Source organism: Thioalkalivibrio sp. ALE10, assembly GCF_000381385.1.
In the GTDB taxonomy this organism is placed as follows: domain Bacteria; phylum Pseudomonadota; class Gammaproteobacteria; order Ectothiorhodospirales; family Ectothiorhodospiraceae; genus Thioalkalivibrio.
Window position 1 is genome coordinate 51,010 of sequence record NZ_KB906457.1, and the last position, 14,876, is coordinate 65,885.

A 14,876-nucleotide genomic window follows, 5' to 3' on the forward strand; every position below is an offset into this window, starting at 1 on the left:
GATCCCGAACCCGGAGACGCGCATGGCCACCCCCGAGCCCGCCCTGAACGACCGTGGCGAGGAATACCAGGAGCTCAGCCGCCATCCCGGTGACATCGCGCGGTTCCGCGAATATCGCCGGGGGATCGTGGAACAGCAGTACCGGGGCTTCCATGACGGGGTGGCGATCGAGGATCTGATCTTCGGCCACGCCCGCCGGATCGACGACCTCCTGCGCCTGATCTGGGCCCAGTTCGGCCTCGCCGCCGACCCGAACCTGTGTCTGGTGGCGGTCGGCGGCTACGGCCGGGGCGAACTGCACCCGGCCTCCGACATCGACATCCAGATCCTGGTGACGGGCGAACATGACGCCACGCGCTCCGAACGCATCGGCGAGTTCGTCACCTTCCTCTGGGACATCGGCATCGAGGTCGGCCACAGCGTACGCAGCATCGAGGACTGCACCCGCGAGGCCCGCGACGACATCACGGTGGTCACCAACCTGATCGAGTCGCGCTATTTGAGCGGAAGCCTGACCCTTTTCAACGATTTTCGCGCCGCGATCGAAGCCGATCGCGTATGGGATTCGCGCAGCTTCTACGCCGCCAAGCTGGCCGAACAGCAGGCCCGCCATCGCCGCTTTGGCGAAACCGCCTATCGTCTGGAACCCAACGTCAAGGAAGGCCCCGGCGGACTGCGCGACATCCAGATGATCGGCTGGGTGACCAAGCGCCACTTCGGCGCGGAACGGATCGAGGAGCTGGTCTCGCTCGGCTTTCTGCGCGAGGGCGAGTTCCGGGAAATGGTGGAGGGACAGAACTTCCTCTGGCGGGTGCGCTTTGCCCTGCACATGCTCACCGGCCGGCGCGAGGACCGCCTGCTGTTCGACCTGCAGCGTCAGCTCGCCAGCACCTTCGGCTTCGTCGACCAGAACCACAACCGGGCGGTCGAGCAGTTCATGCAGCGCTACTTCCGCACGATCAACGACCTGGAGCGCCTGAACGAACTGCTGCTGCAGCATTTCAACGAGGCGATCCTGGATGACCCGAAGCAGCTCCAGCAGCCCGAACGCATCCATCCCCGCTTTCAGGTCCGTGGCGGCTACCTGGAAGTCGCCCACGACCAGGTCTTCATGATCTACCCGCCGGCCCTGCTGGAAGTCTTCCGTATCCTCCAGCAGCACCCGGAGATCCAGGGCATCCGCGCCTCCACGGTGCGCCTGATCCGCGCCCACCGGCACCTGATCGACGGCCACTTCCGCCGCAACCGCCTCAACCGCGAGCTGTTCATGGCGATCCTGCGCGCCCCGCGCGGCATCACCAGCCAGCTGCGGCGGATGAACCGCTACGGCGTGCTGGGCAACTACCTGCCCGCCTTCGGCCGCATTATCGGGCGCATGCAGTACGACCTGTTCCACGTCTACACGGTCGACGAACACACCCTGAACGTGGTGCGCAACGCACGCCGCCTGGCGCTGCCCGAATTCGCCCACGAGCACCCGCTGGCCAGCGAGATCCACGCCGGCCTGGAACGCCCCGAGCGCCTGGTGCTGGCCGCGCTGTTCCACGACATCGCCAAGGGCCGCGGCGGCGATCACTCGGAGCTGGGCGCACAGGACGCGCTGCACTTCTGCCAGCAGCACGGGCTGTCGGAGGAGGACGCCGCGCTGGTCGCCTGGCTGGTGCGTTCGCACCTTCTGATGTCGCTGACCGCCCAGCGCCGCGACATCTCCGACCCCGACGTGGTGATGGAATTCGCGCGCGAGGTGCGCTCGCCGGAGCGCCTCGATTTCCTCTATCTGCTGACCATCGCCGACATCCGCGGCACCAATCCCGAGATGTGGAACAGCTGGAAGGACTCCCTGCTGCAGACGCTGTACCACGCCACGCGCAACGTCCTTGACCGCGGGCTCGACCGACCGCCCGACATGGAGGAACAGATCCGCCAGACCCGCCGCGAAGCCCTGGAACTGCTGGCGCCGCAGGGCATCGGCGGGGAAGATGCCGCCGTGCTGTGGGGCCGCCTGGATGACGAATACTTCCTGCGCCATTCGCCCGACGAGATCGCCTGGCACACCCAGGCCCTGCTGAACAACGACCTCGAGGATCTGCCCCTGGTGCTGGTCCGCCCGCGCACCTCGCGCGGCAGCACCGAGGTCTTCGTCTATGCCGAGGACCACCCGCGCCTGTTCGCGCGGACCACCGCCGCCCTCGCCCAGCTCGGTCTGGACATCGTCGACGCCCGCATCATCAGTACCGCCGACGGTCACAGCCTGGACACCTTTCTGGTGCTGGAGAACGCCGGCCAGACCGTCGAATCCGGCTACCGCACCCAGGAAATCTGCGCGACCCTCAACCGGGCGCTGCGCGAAGGCGCGGGCGGCGCAGCCCCGGTGCAGCGCCAGCTGCCGCGGCGGCTGAAGCATTTCGACGTAGACACCCGGGTGGAATTCGAGGAAGGTTCGCCGGGCGGTGCCACGCGCATGCGCATCCGCGCGCTGGACCGCCCGGGCCTGCTGTCCACTGTCGGCCATGTGCTGGCCGAGCACGACACCGACATCCGCACCGCGCGCATCGCCACCGCCGGGGAACAGGTCGAGGACAGCTTCACCCTCACCGGCAGCGACCGCCGGCCGCTCACCGCGGCCGAACGCGAGCGCCTGCGCACGGCCCTGCTGGAGGCTATCCGGGAGTCGGAGCCCCCGAGTTCGAATGCGGGCCCGAATGCAGGGGACGCGGGACCGGCATGACTCCCGTGTCCGGGGCTCCCGGCGCGCCCGACTCGCCCAGCAGGCGCGACTCGAAATCCGTCAGCACGCTGAATTCCACCCGCCTTGAGGCCTCGCGATCCTCGCGTCCGCGCTCATCCAGCACCCGGCGCGAGGACGACATGCCGACCGCCGCGACGCGCTCGCGGAACCAGTCCTCGCCGCGCACGCGCTCCAGACCCCAGGCGTATTCCAGCACCGAACGCGTACGCCGCTGACTCAGGTCCATGTTGGCGAAATAGGCCTCGCGCGCGTCTTCCGCCCCGGCCCATTCGCTGGACGTATGGCCCTCGATGCGCACCTCGCGGATGACCCCGGCGAACGGCCGCAGACGCTCGGCATAACGCGGCATGAAATCCTCCAGGATGGCCTCGAAGCGCGGCCGGATCGCCGCCGAACTCTGCTCGAACAGGACCTCCGGCTCGCGGAAGCTGAGCGTCAGATCCTCGCGGTCCAGCTCCGCGTTCCAGCGCTCCAGGTCCTCCTCGAATTCGTCCAGCAACGCGGCGTGGATCGCGTCGCGCAGCGCCAGCGCCTCGCTGCGGGTTTCCTCGTGGGCCGCCTGCGAGCGCTCCACCTGCACCATGTGCAGCACCGCAATGAACAGGAAGATCATCATCAGCGCGGCCATCAGGTCGGCCACCGCCAGCCATTGCGAACCCTGCTCGGAAGGCGTTTCCCCCGCAGCCCGCACCCGCCGGGCAAACAGCCGCCGCAGGATCACGAGCGCCCCCCGGCGGCCGCCATGCTGCGCCCTTCGGTGGCGGACCAGCGCGCCTGCGCGGCCTGTCCCGCCTCGATCGCGTTCTCCAGGCTCTCCAGCATGCCCTCCAGACGCGCGTCCATCGCCGGGAAGGCCTCGGTCGCACGATCCCGCAGCGTCGCGATGGATCCCAGCAGGGCCTCCAGCTCCACCGTCTCGCGGCGCAGGCTGGACAGCGTCGCATCCTGATCCTCCACGTGCCGCGTGATGCGGAAGGCCTGATCGGTCAGCTTCTCCAGACTGGCGCCGGAGTGCTCCATGCCCTCGCGCGCCTGATCGAACGCCCGCCGCAGTTCCTCCATCTGGTCGCGGTACTGCCCCTGCCATTCCAGCAGGCGACCCACCGAGGCATCCAGGCGGCGGAAGTTCTCGCCGAACTGTTCGCCCAGGCGCGTGTTGAAGTCACGGATTACCTGCTCCAGCGCCGCCACCAGATGGCCGCTGCTCATCTCGCTCATGCGCTCCGCAAGCCCGTCCAGTGCCTCCAGGGTCTCGCGATGCAGGCGCTGCTGACGCTCCTCCAGGCCGCGGTCCATGGCCTCCAGCCGCTGCGCCACCGCCTGCATCGCATCGCGCTGTTCGCGCAGCAGATCCGGCACCAGGGCCGGGTCCTGCGGCAACCCGTTGCCGCCCGCGGCCCCCGTGCCCCCGGCCGCGTCCGGATCATCCGCGGCGGCGGGCTCGGGCCGCAGCACCTGTAGCAGGCGCAACAGGGCCGCCAGCGCAATGCCGACGATACTGGTGACGAAGGCCAGCTTCAGCCCTTCCAGCAGCGCCGGCACCGAGGCCTCGACCCGCGCCGCATCGAAGTCCAGCAACCCGATCGCCACCCCGAGGAAGGTCCCGAGGATCCCCAGCGTGGTCAGCAGTGCCGGGGCCGCCGCCTGCAGCCGCGTCATCCGGCCCAGCGCCATGCCCGCCAGCGCCAGGCCGGCGAGGACCAGCAGGCCGAGGGAAAACGCTCCGATCACGGTCATCGGCGTCAGCGCCTCAAGCGTCCCCAGCAGGGCGCTCGCCAGTCCGTTCAACCACTGTGTCATGCTTGCTCCTGTCCGGGTGTCGGCGCCCGGGAAACGCCCGCGGCGCCATGGCCATGCCGACTCCCCGGATCAGGAAGCAATATCAGGGCCACCCGTCGCAGGCCCCGCGCGCACGGACGTCGTCCCGACAAACGTCGACCTTCCGACACCGTCGGAGGCGCCCGCGGCTCCATCCCGAGCCCGCACCGTCAACAATCCGTCATGCCGTGGGGCGCCGATCGCCGGCGGACGGCAAAGCGCCGCCAGAAACGCTACCCTGAGGGACTGATTTGCCCCGGGAGGGCCCGATGCCAGGCCGCACCAACCTGCCCCTGATCCTGACCCTGGTCCTGCTGCTCGGGAGCATGGCCGCCGCACTCCCCGCAACCGCGCAGACGGCGGAGGGCCCCGCGGCGGATGCCGAACCCGTGACCCTGAGCATCCTTCCGTTCGCCAGTCCCAAGAGCCTGTTTCAGCGCTATGCACCGTTGCGGGACTGGCTGTCGCAGACCCTCGACCGCGAAGTGCGCATCGAGACCGCACGCAATTTCGAAACCTTCCTCGGGCGAACCGATGCGGGCCGTTACGATCTGGTGCTCACCGGGTCCCACCTGGCCCGGCGCGCCCGCACGCACGGCGACTACCGCCCGCTGGTCGCGGCCACCCACCGCCTCTCCGCGCGGATCGTGACGCCGGTCGATTCCCCGATCAACTCCGTGCAGGACCTGGCCGGGCACACCATCGCCGCCCCGCCGCGCCTGAGCATGGGCACCGTGGCCGTGCGTTATCTGCTGGATCTGCCACTGGCGGACAATCCGCCGGAGTACCTCTATTATTCCCATCACGAGACCGCCCTGGATGCGCTGCAGCGCGGGCTTGCGGATGCTGCGATCATGGTGGTGGATGACGAGGCGGGTTCCACACGTCCTGAAACGCGTGACCCGGACCGGGAACGCCTGATCTCCCTGCGGGACGGTCAGCTGGTGCGCATGCTGATGCGCACGCCGCGTTTCCCGGGTGCGGTCATCCTGGCGCGCGAGGACCGCCTGCCGGCCACCGTTGACCTGGCCGGACAGCTGACCGCGCTGAGCGACACGCCGGAGGGGCGCGAGCGCCTGGGGCGCATCGGCCATCGGGGCTTTGAAGCCTTCGACACGGACGCCATCCCGGACATGATGCCGCTGCCGGATCCGGGCTTTGTCCTTCCCGACAGCGACGACCCGGCGGTTACGGACCACTGAATCCGCCACCACTCGAACCACAACGGGGGACACCATGGACAGCATGCTCGACGACACCGGAAAACTGGTCCTGCGCCTCGCGCTGGGGATCCTCATCCTGCTGCACGGGATCGACAAGATCCTCGGCGGGATCGGCGGCATCGAATCCATGGTCGTGGACGCCGGCCTGCCCGCGTTCGTGGCCTGGGGCGTCTACATCGGCGAAGTCCTGGCCCCGGTGCTGGTGATCCTCGGGCTGTATTCGCGCATCGGCGCGGTGCTGATCGCGATCAACATGGTGGTCGCCATCGCCCTGGCCCATGCCCACGAACTGACCGACCTGACCGCCCACGGCGGCTGGGCCCTGGAACTGCAGGGCATGTTCCTGTTCGCGGCGGTCGCCCTGGCGCTGACCGGCCCCGGGCGCTACTCGGTCAACCGAAGCTGAGACCTCTTGGCGGGCGGCCTGCTCTGCACGCGTGATCGGGGATGATGCCATGCGCCTGAATTTCGCCGCGCAGATCGCCATCGGCACGGTCGCCATCCAGGCCGTGATGGTCATCGTGCTGATGGCCAGCGGAACCTCGCTTATCCGCGACAACCAGGCCGAGGTGCTGGAACGCTTCGCCGACCAGCAGGGCCGTCTGCTGAGTTCGGCCGTCGGGCCCGGTCTGGCCTACGCCGACCCCGGCATGCTGCAGGAGCTGCTGGACGACCTGGAGCAGGACACGACCCTGCGTTACGCGGTGGTCGAAGACGCGGACGGCCGACGCATGGCCGATGTGGGTTCGGTGCCCGCCAGCCTTCCCGAACACGACGGCCTGCGCCAGCAACCCGGCACCCTGGAAATGGGCATCCCGGTGGATCTGGCCGGGCAGCACCTCGGGACGATCCACGTCGAGTACTCCACCGACGATATCGACGCCCTCGCCACCGACCTGCTGCACCGCAACATCGCCCTGGCCCTGGGCGTGCTGGCCCTGTCCATGGCCGCGGGGACCCTCTTCGCGCTGATCGTGACCCGCCGGCTGCGGCTGCTCAACCTGGGCGGCCAGGCCCTGCAGCGCGGCAATCTCGAATATCGCCTGAAGGTCACCTCCAACGACGAATTCGGCGATCTCGCCCGCACGTTCAACAACGTCGCCGCCCACCTGGAAAACACCCAGAGCGAGATCCAGCAGCAGAACCTCCGGCTCAACCGTTCGGTGGCGCGCCTGGAGTCCATGCTGGGCGGCGCCGACGCCATCCTGTGGGAATCGCACCCGGATACCGGATACTGGGAGTTCGTCGCCGGCGACACCCGCGAACTGCTGGGCTACCCGGTCGAGCGCCTGGCCCGGCCGGGGCTGCGGGTCCGCCGCATCCATCCGGAGGACCTGCCCCGCGTCCGGGAGGCCACGCGCGACCCCGCGGAACGGCCGCGGCCGGTGGACTACCGCTTCCGCCACCGCAACGGCCACTGGATGTGGCTGCGCGACATCCTGTCCTGGGCGGCCGACGACCGCGGCGAGCCGGTACTGCGCGGCCTGACCCTCAACATCACCGCCCATCGCCAGGCCGCCGACGCCCTGCACGAGACCGAGTCGCGCTACGAGGAGGTCGTCAACAACATCTCGGAGTGATCTTCCGCACCGACGCCGAGGGCCGCTGGACCCTGCTCAACCCCGCCTGGGAGAAGCTGACCGGCTTCAGCGTGGACGAGAGCCTCGGCCGCAGCCTGTGCGAATTCGTGGCCACCGAGCACCAAGCGGAGGCCGACCAGGTCTGCCGCACCCTGATGCAGGGCGAGCAGGACCGCGACTTTGCCGAAGAGATTCGCCTGCGCACCCGCGAAGGCGACGCTCGCTGGGTCAGCGTGTTCGCCAGCACCCGGCGCGACGAACGTGGCCGCGTGATCGCGCTGTTCGGCACCATCATGGACATCAGCGACCGCAAGCGGGCGGAAGAAGAAGTGCGGCGCCTCGCCTTCTTCGACAACCTCACGCACCTGCCGAACCGCACGCTGCTGCACGACCGTCTGTGTCAGTCACTGGCGCATGCGCACCGGACCGGCCTGCACGGTGCGGCGCTGTTCCTCGACCTCGACAACTTCAAGGACATCAACGACACCCTCGGCCACGCGGTGGGCGACGAACTGCTGCAGCAGGTCGCCGCCCGCCTGAGCACCACCACCCGCGAGGCCGACACGCTGGCACGCCTGGGCGGCGACGAATTCGTCCTCGTGCTCAACGACCTCAACGCCGACCAGGATCGCGCCGCCACCCAGGCGGAGGCGGTGGGGCGCAAGCTGATCGAGCTGATGCGCGAGCCGTTCCCGATCGGCGGCCAGGACCGCCACGTGAGCCCCAGCATCGGCGCGACCCTGTTCAGCGGCGACCACCTCGGCGTGCAGGAAGTGCTCAAGCAGGCGGACCTGGCGATGTACCGGGCCAAGAACGCCGGGCGCAACACCGTGCGCTTCTACGACCCCGAGCTGCACCGCGCGGTGGAAGCCCGTTTCCAGCTCGAGACCGAGCTGCGGGAAGCCCTGCGCAGAGACGAGTTCGAGGTCCACTGCCAGCTGCAGGTCAACAGCGACGACCGCCCGGTCGGGGCCGAACTCCTGCTGCGCTGGGCGCACCCGGAACGCGGCTGGGTCTCGCCGGGCGAATTCATCCCGGTCGCGGAGCAGACCGGGCTGATCGTACCCATCGGCCAGCGCGTCCTGGAGGAGGCCTGCCGGCGGCTGGCGCAGTGGAAACACGACCCCGCCCTGCGCGACCTGACCCTGTCGGTGAACGTGAGCGCGCGCCAGTTCCGCCACGGTACGTTCGTCGCCGAACTCGCCGGCCTGCTGGAGGCCACCGGCGCGCCGGGCCACCGGCTGAAGCTCGAGATCACCGAGAGCATGCTGCTGGAAGACATCGATCACGCGATCGACAACATGCAGCGGCTGCGCGAACTGGGCATCGGCTTCGCCCTGGACGACTTCGGCACCGGCTACTCGTCGCTGGCCTATCTCAAGCAACTGCCGCTGTCCCAGCTCAAGATCGACCAGTCCTTCGTGCGCGACGTCCTCGACGACCCCAATGACGCCGCCATCGCCGAGATGGTGGTCAACCTCGCCCACACCATGCGCCTGGACGTGATCGCCGAAGGCGTGGAGACCGAAGACCAGCGCGCGTTCCTGATGCACCTGGGCTGCTGGCACTTCCAGGGCTTTCTGTACGGGCGTCCCGCAACCATCGAAACCGTCGAGGCCCTCGCCGGCACCGGCGAGCCGCTGGCCCCGGCCTCCGGCGAAAACGATTCGTAAAAATCGAACAATCAATCGCCAAAATGGCGATTTTCATTCGGCTGGTCAGGATCTAACCTTGGGGAAATATCCCCCAAGAAAGGACCCGCCATGACCACCCGAGTACTCGTGCTGTACTACTCCACCTGGGGCCACATCGAGCAGATGGCCGAAGCCGAGGCGCGTGGCGCCCGCAGCGTCGCCGACACCGAGGTCGCCATCAAGCGCGTGCCCGAGCTGATGCCCGAGGATGTCGCCCGCAATGCCGGCGCCCGGCTCGACCAGCCGGCCGAAATCGCCCGCCCCGAGGAGCTGGCCGACTACGACGCCATCATCATCGGCACACCCACCCGCTACGGCCGCATGGCCGCCCAGATGGCGAACTTCCTGGATCAGACCGGCTCGCTGTGGTTCAACGACCGCCTGGTGGGCAAGATCGGCAGCGTGTTCGGCTCCACCGCCAGCCAGCACGGCGGCCAGGAGACCACCCTGGTCTCCACCATCGTGAACCTGATGCACTTCGGCATGACCATCGTCGGCCTGCCGTACACCGAAAAGCGCCTGCTGGAAATGGGCCAGATCAGCGGCGGGACGCCCTACGGCGCCACCACCCTGGCCGACGGCGACGGCAGCCGCCAGCCCACCGAGGCCGAACTCGGCATGGCCGAATCCCAGGGCCGCCACGTCGCCGAAGTCGCCCGCGCCCAGAAGCTGGGCCAGTCCGCCGGCTGACCCCCCCTCTGGCCGCCCCGGCACCAGAACCCGACCCGGCCCGTAGGAGGCCAGCCCCCTGGCCGACCCAGCACCAGACCCGGCCCGACCCGGCCCGTAGGAGGCCAGCCCCCTGGCCGATCAAGCCCCGACCACCCACCGCGCCAAATCGGCCGGAGGGCCGGCCTCCTACCGGGGCCGGGGTCGACCTGCAGGAGGCCACCCCCCTGGCCGACCCGGCACCAGCCCCGGCCCGACCCGGCCCGTAGGAGGCCAGCCCCCTGGCCGATCAAGCCCCGACCAATCACCGCGCCAAATCGGCCGGAGGGCCGGCCTCCTACCGGGGCCGGGGTCGACCTGCAGGAGGCCACCCCCCTGGCCGACCCGGCACCAGACCCGGCCCGACCCGCAGGAGGCCAGCCCCCTGGCCGACCCGGCACCAGACCCGGCCCGCCCCGTAGGAGGCCAGCCCTCTGGCCGATCGGACCCCGACAACCCACCAGGTCCGGATTGGCCGGAGGGCCGGCCTCCTACACCACGCGGCTGTATTTCACCGGGGCGGCCTCCGGCCGGTCCAGCCAGGCATCGAAGGCCATGGCCACGTTGCGCAGCAGCATGCGCCCGCGCGGGAGCACGTCGAGCTCGCGCTCGCCCACGCGCACCAGTTCGTCCTGTTCCATCTCGGCCAGCCGTTCCAGCTCGGCGGAGAAATAGTCGCGAAAATCGATCCCGTGGCGGGCCTCCACCCGGCCGAAATCCAGATGCGAATGACACATGATGTCGGTGATCACCTCGCGCCGCAGACGGTCGTCATCCGACAGCACGATGCCGCGGAACACCGGCAGGCGCCCGGCATCCAGGCGCGCGTAGTACTGCTCCAGCTCGCGCACGTTCTGACTGTAGGTATCGCCGATACGCCCGATCGCGGTCGGCCCCATCGCCACCAGGTCGCAGTCGGCACGCGTGGAGTAGCCCTGGAAATTGCGCTGCAGCGTGCCGGCGCGCTGGGCGCGGGCCAGCTCGTCGTCCGGCAGCGCGAAATGATCCATGCCGATGTACACATAACCGGCATCGGTCAGCATGCCGATGGTCGTCTCCAGGATCGCCAGCTTCTCCGCCGCCGAGGGCAGCTCGTCCTCGTTGATCTGGCGCTGCACCTTGAAGCGCTCCGGCAGATGCGCGTAGTTGTAGATCGCCAGCCGCTCCGGCCGCAGCTCGAGGGTTTGCTCCAGGGTCCGCCGCGTGGTCTCCACCGTCTGCTTCGGCAGCCCGTAGATCAGGTCCACATTGGTGGAGCCGAAGCCGCAGGCCCGCGCCTGTTCGATCGCTCCGGCGGTCACCTCGAACGGCTGGACGCGGTTGACCGCCTGCTGCACGTCCGGATCGAAGTCCTGCACCCCCAGGCTGATGCGGTTGAAACCGCGCTCGGCCAGCAGCGGCAACGTGCCTTCGCGCAGCGCCCGCGGGTCGATCTCGATGGAGAACTCACGCTCCGGTCCGTCCGAGAGGTTGAAGTTGCGACCCAGCGAATCCATCACCCGGTCCAGATCGGCATCGCTCAGATAGGTGGGCGTGCCACCACCGAAATGCAGCTGTTCCACCGGGCGCTCTGGGCGGAACAGCCGCCCCTGCAGTGCGATTTCCTGATCCAGATAGTCCAGATAGCTGCGCGCGCGCTCGTAATTGCCGGTCACCACCTTGTTGCAGGCGCAGTAGAAACACACCGTGTCGCAGAACGGCACGTGCACATACAGCGACAGCGGGCGCGTGACACCATCGGCCTGCGAACGCTCGGCCTGCACCGCATAGGTGGTGTCGTCGAACCCCTCGTGGAACTGCGGCGCGGTGGGATAGGACGTGTAGCGCGGGCCACTGACGTCGTAGCGTTGCAGCATCTCGCGGTCGAAGATCAGGCTCTGTTCCATCGGGGGCTCCTGTGGGCGAAGGTTCCCATGATACCCCCGAGCCGCACGGCGGGGCTTGAGGCAGGTCACCCAACCCGCCTTATGCTAGCCTCTGCGCGCATATCCGGCCCGGCCCCGAGAGACCATGTCACCCGACGAATACTGCGAAGAAAAGGCCGCAAAGAGCGGCTCCTCGTTCTACTACGCCTTCCGCTTCCTCGAAGACGACCGCCGTCGCGCGATCACCGCGCTGTACGCCTTCTGCCGCGAGGTGGACGACGTGGTCGACGAGACCAGCGAGGAGGCCGTGGCCCGCGCCAAGCTGGACTGGTGGCGCGGCGAGATCGAACGGCTGTACGACGGCGACCCGCAGCACCCCATCACCCGCGCGCTGAAGCCGCATCTGGCCCCCTTTGACCTGGGCCGCGAGTACTTCGACGAGATCATCGACGGCATGCAGATGGATCTCGACTACGACAGCTACCCCGATTTCACCACGCTGTCGCTGTACTGCTACCGCGTAGCCAGCGTGGTCGGGATCCTCTCCGCGCACATCTTCGGCTTCACCGAGCGCGGCACGCTCAAGTACGCCCACGACCTCGGCATGGCCCTGCAGCTGACCAACATCCTGCGTGACGTCCACGAGGACGCGATGCGCGGGCGGGTGTACATCCCGATGGACGAGCTGCAGAAACACGGCGTGCGCCCGGAGGAGTTCCAGCGCAACCTCACCGACGACCGCCACCGCGCGCTGTTCGCCGAACAGGCCGAACGCGCCCGGCGCTACTACGACAAGGCCGAAGCCGAACTGCCGGCCGCGGACCGCTACGCCCAGCGCCCGGGCCTGATCATGGCCGCGATCTACCGCCGCCTGCTGGACGAGATCGCCGATGACGGCTACCGCGTGCTGGAACACCGGGTGCACCTGACCCCGCTGCGCAAGCTGTGGATCGCCTGGCGCACCTACCGCCGCCTGCGCCGCGAACGCCGGCGCGGCTGAATTCCCATGTCCGTCGCGCCCGACGACCGTCCGGTGGCGGTGGTCGGGGCCGGCTGGGCCGGCCTCACCGCCGCGCTGGCGCTGGCGCGCGCCGGCCACCCGGTGCACCTGCTGGACAGCGCAGCGGTGGCCGGCGGCCGCGCCCGCAGCCTCACCCTGGACGGGACCACACTGGACAACGGCCAGCACATCCTGGTGGGCGCCTGCGAAGCGGCGCTGGCACAGATCCGCTCGGTGGGCGTCGACCCGGAGCAGGCCTTCCACGCCCTGCCCTTCGGTCTGGAACTGCGTGCCGCCGACGGCACCGAGGCCCTGCGCCTGAATCCCGCCTCACCGCGCCTGCCGGCGCTGGGCCGCGCGCTGTACGCCGCCCTGAAAACCGAACCGTTGGGCGTACGGCTGCGCGCAACCCTCGGCGCGGTCGGCCTGCTGCACGGCCCGCTGCATCAGGACCGACCGGTGCGCGCCTGGCTGCAGTACCACCACCAGCCCCCCGCGCTGATCGAACGCCTGTGGGAGCCGCTGTGCCTGGCGATCATGAACACCCCGCTGCGCAGCGCCTCGGCGCAGGTGTTCCGCGAGGTGCTGCGTCAGGCCCTGACCCGCGGCCCGGAGGCGGCTCGTCTGCTGCTGCCGGCGCAGCCGCTGGGCGCGATCTACCCGGAGCCGGCGCTGGCCGAACTGCGGGAACGCGGCGCCAGCATCGACCTCGGACGGCGCATCCGGCACATCGAACTGCCCGACGACCCCGGATCGGGGGCTTCCCCGGTCATGCTGGAGGATCGCGGTGGCCGGCGCATCGAGGCACGCGCCGTGATCCTGGCCACCGCCCCGGCCGCCGCCGCCGGGCTGCTCCCCGAGGCCGCCGACCCGGGCGACCTGCGCGAGCGCATCCGCGGCATGGGCGGGCGCAGCATCTGCACCGTGTACCTGCGCTACCCGCGTGCGGTGGATGAACTGCCGCCCCTGCTGGGGCTGCTGGGGCAGTACGGCCAGTGGGCGGTACCGCGCCGCGTCGGCGGCCATCCGGAATGGGTGGCCGTGGTCACCTCCGCCGCCGACGACGCCGCACCCATGGATGCCGACACCCGCTGCGCGACGGTAGCCGCGGAACTGGCCCGCTGCGTACCCGGACTGGACACCCCGGTCGCGCAGCACGCGGTCTGCGAACGCCGCGCGACCCTTGATGCCAGCACCGGCATCGACACCCGCCGCCCCGAACCGCGCACCGCGCGCCGGGATCTGCTGCTCGCCGGGGACTATCTGGTCCCCGGACTCCCTTCCACCCTCGAAGCCGCGGTGCGCTCCGGTTTAGAATCGGCGCATCTGCTCATGGAGGACCTCTCTTGACCGACACCCCGCTCGACATCCCGAAGCTGATCGACTATCGGCCCGAACCCGGCGCCTTTGCCGACCGCGTGATCCTGGTGACCGGCGCGGCCGACGGCATCGGGCGCCAGATCGCCGAGGCCTGCGCCGCCGCCGGTGCCGTGGTGGTCCTGCTGGACAAGGACATCAAGGGCCTGGAGCGCGTGTACGATGCCATCGAGGCCGCCGGGCACCCGCAGCCGGCGATCTACCCGCTCAACCACGAGGGGGCCACGGTCAAGGATTACGGCGAGATGGCCGAGAGCATCCGCGACTCGCTCGGCCGGCTCGACGGCGTGGTCCTCAATGCCGGGTGGGCCGGCACCCTCACCCCGCTGAAGCAGTACGACCCGGAACTGTGGTTCAAGGTCGTCAACGCCAACCTGAATGGGCCGTTCTTCCTGGTGCAGGCGGTCATTCCGCTGCTGGAAGCCAGCCCGACCGGCAGTCTGGTGATCTCCACCCAGGACGCCAGCCGCGCCTACTGGGGCGCCTTCGGCATGGCCAAGGCGGCGCAGGAAAGCCTGCTGGAGATCCTGCACCGCGAACACCGCCACGAAGGCGGCTTCATCCACGTCAACGGCGTGGACACCGGCCCGGTGCGCACCCGCTTCCGCCGCGCGCACTACCCCGGCGAAGACCCGGCCAGCCTGCCGGCGCCCGAGGACACCGTGGGCCCGTATCTCTACTTCCTCGACCCCGGCGACCCGGCCGTCACCGGCCACAACCTGCGCCTCGAAGGCCACCTCCCGATCCGCCCCCTGCCCCCGGATTACGACGGCTGATTCCGGCCCCCATCGGCCGGAGGGCCGGCCTCCTACCGCTCCCCGAACCGTCCGTAGGAGGCCAGCCCCCTGGCCGATCCGGCACC

10 protein-coding genes and 1 pseudogene are annotated in these 14,876 nt (G+C 69.5%); 8 read left to right on the forward strand and 3 right to left on the reverse strand.

Translation table 11 applies throughout. From position 1 onward, the window contains the following. Window positions 1-22 precede the first annotated feature (22 nt). Entirely contained in the window at window positions 23-2,728 is a 2,706-nt protein-coding gene (glnD, locus tag F788_RS0112110; protein ID WP_019590326.1) for a [protein-PII] uridylyltransferase, read from the forward strand. Here the strand turns inward: glnD and F788_RS0112115 are convergent. Beyond that, window positions 2,661-3,470: an OmpA family protein gene (locus tag F788_RS0112115; RefSeq protein ID WP_019590327.1), complete on the reverse strand. Its 810-nt coding sequence runs from the start codon at window positions 3,468-3,470 to the stop codon at window positions 2,661-2,663. The genes glnD and F788_RS0112115 overlap by 68 nt on opposite strands. Then, window positions 3,467-4,549 (reverse strand): hypothetical protein, encoded by a 1,083-nt coding sequence (locus F788_RS0112120; RefSeq protein ID WP_019590328.1) that lies wholly within the window; start codon window positions 4,547-4,549, stop codon window positions 3,467-3,469. Before F788_RS0112120 ends, F788_RS0112115 begins: the two co-directional genes overlap by 4 nt. 287 nt (window positions 4,550-4,836) lie before the next feature. Here F788_RS0112120 and F788_RS0112125 point away from each other — a divergent pair, with 287 nt between their 5' ends. The 4 genes and pseudogenes from F788_RS0112125 to wrbA all read left to right on the forward strand — a co-directional run bounded on the left by F788_RS0112125 (window position 4,837) and on the right by wrbA (window position 9,754). Then, window positions 4,837-5,769: a phosphate/phosphite/phosphonate ABC transporter substrate-binding protein gene (locus F788_RS0112125; RefSeq protein WP_019590329.1), complete on the forward strand. Its 933-nt coding sequence runs from the start codon at window positions 4,837-4,839 to the stop codon at window positions 5,767-5,769. A gap of 34 nt (window positions 5,770-5,803) precedes the next feature. Further along, complete coding sequence (locus tag F788_RS0112130; protein WP_019570649.1) at window positions 5,804-6,196, forward strand: DoxX family protein; 393 nt, start codon at window positions 5,804-5,806, stop codon at window positions 6,194-6,196. A gap of 49 nt (window positions 6,197-6,245) precedes the next feature. Further along, window positions 6,246-9,043, forward strand: a pseudogene (locus tag F788_RS13450) (EAL domain-containing protein). Between the two features lie 90 nt (window positions 9,044-9,133). Next, on the forward strand, window positions 9,134-9,754 hold the full coding sequence (wrbA, locus tag F788_RS0112140; protein ID WP_019590332.1) for an NAD(P)H:quinone oxidoreductase: 621 nt from the start codon (window positions 9,134-9,136) through the stop codon (window positions 9,752-9,754). 509 nt (window positions 9,755-10,263) lie between these two features. Here the strand turns inward: wrbA and hemN are convergent. Continuing rightward, window positions 10,264-11,658: an oxygen-independent coproporphyrinogen III oxidase gene (gene hemN / locus F788_RS0112145; RefSeq protein ID WP_019590333.1), complete on the reverse strand. Its 1,395-nt coding sequence runs from the start codon at window positions 11,656-11,658 to the stop codon at window positions 10,264-10,266. 124 nt (window positions 11,659-11,782) lie between these two features. Between hemN and hpnD the strand changes: the two genes are divergently transcribed. Genes hpnD through F788_RS0112160 form a run of 3 tightly spaced genes read left to right on the forward strand, consistent with a single transcriptional unit; the run spans window position 11,783 to window position 14,790 of the window. Beyond that, window positions 11,783-12,637, forward strand: coding sequence for a presqualene diphosphate synthase HpnD (gene hpnD / locus F788_RS0112150; protein ID WP_019590334.1), 855 nt, complete (start codon window positions 11,783-11,785; stop codon window positions 12,635-12,637). A 6-nt stretch (window positions 12,638-12,643) separates the two neighbouring features. Beyond that, the gene (gene hpnE, locus F788_RS0112155; RefSeq protein ID WP_019590335.1) at window positions 12,644-13,987 is read left to right on the forward strand and encodes a hydroxysqualene dehydroxylase HpnE; all 1,344 of its coding nucleotides are present in this window, start codon (window positions 12,644-12,646) and stop codon (window positions 13,985-13,987) included. Next, entirely contained in the window at window positions 13,984-14,790 is an 807-nt protein-coding gene (locus F788_RS0112160) for an SDR family NAD(P)-dependent oxidoreductase (protein ID WP_018947927.1), read from the forward strand. Before hpnE ends, F788_RS0112160 begins: the two co-directional genes overlap by 4 nt. The last annotated feature ends 86 nt before the right edge of the window (window positions 14,791-14,876 follow it).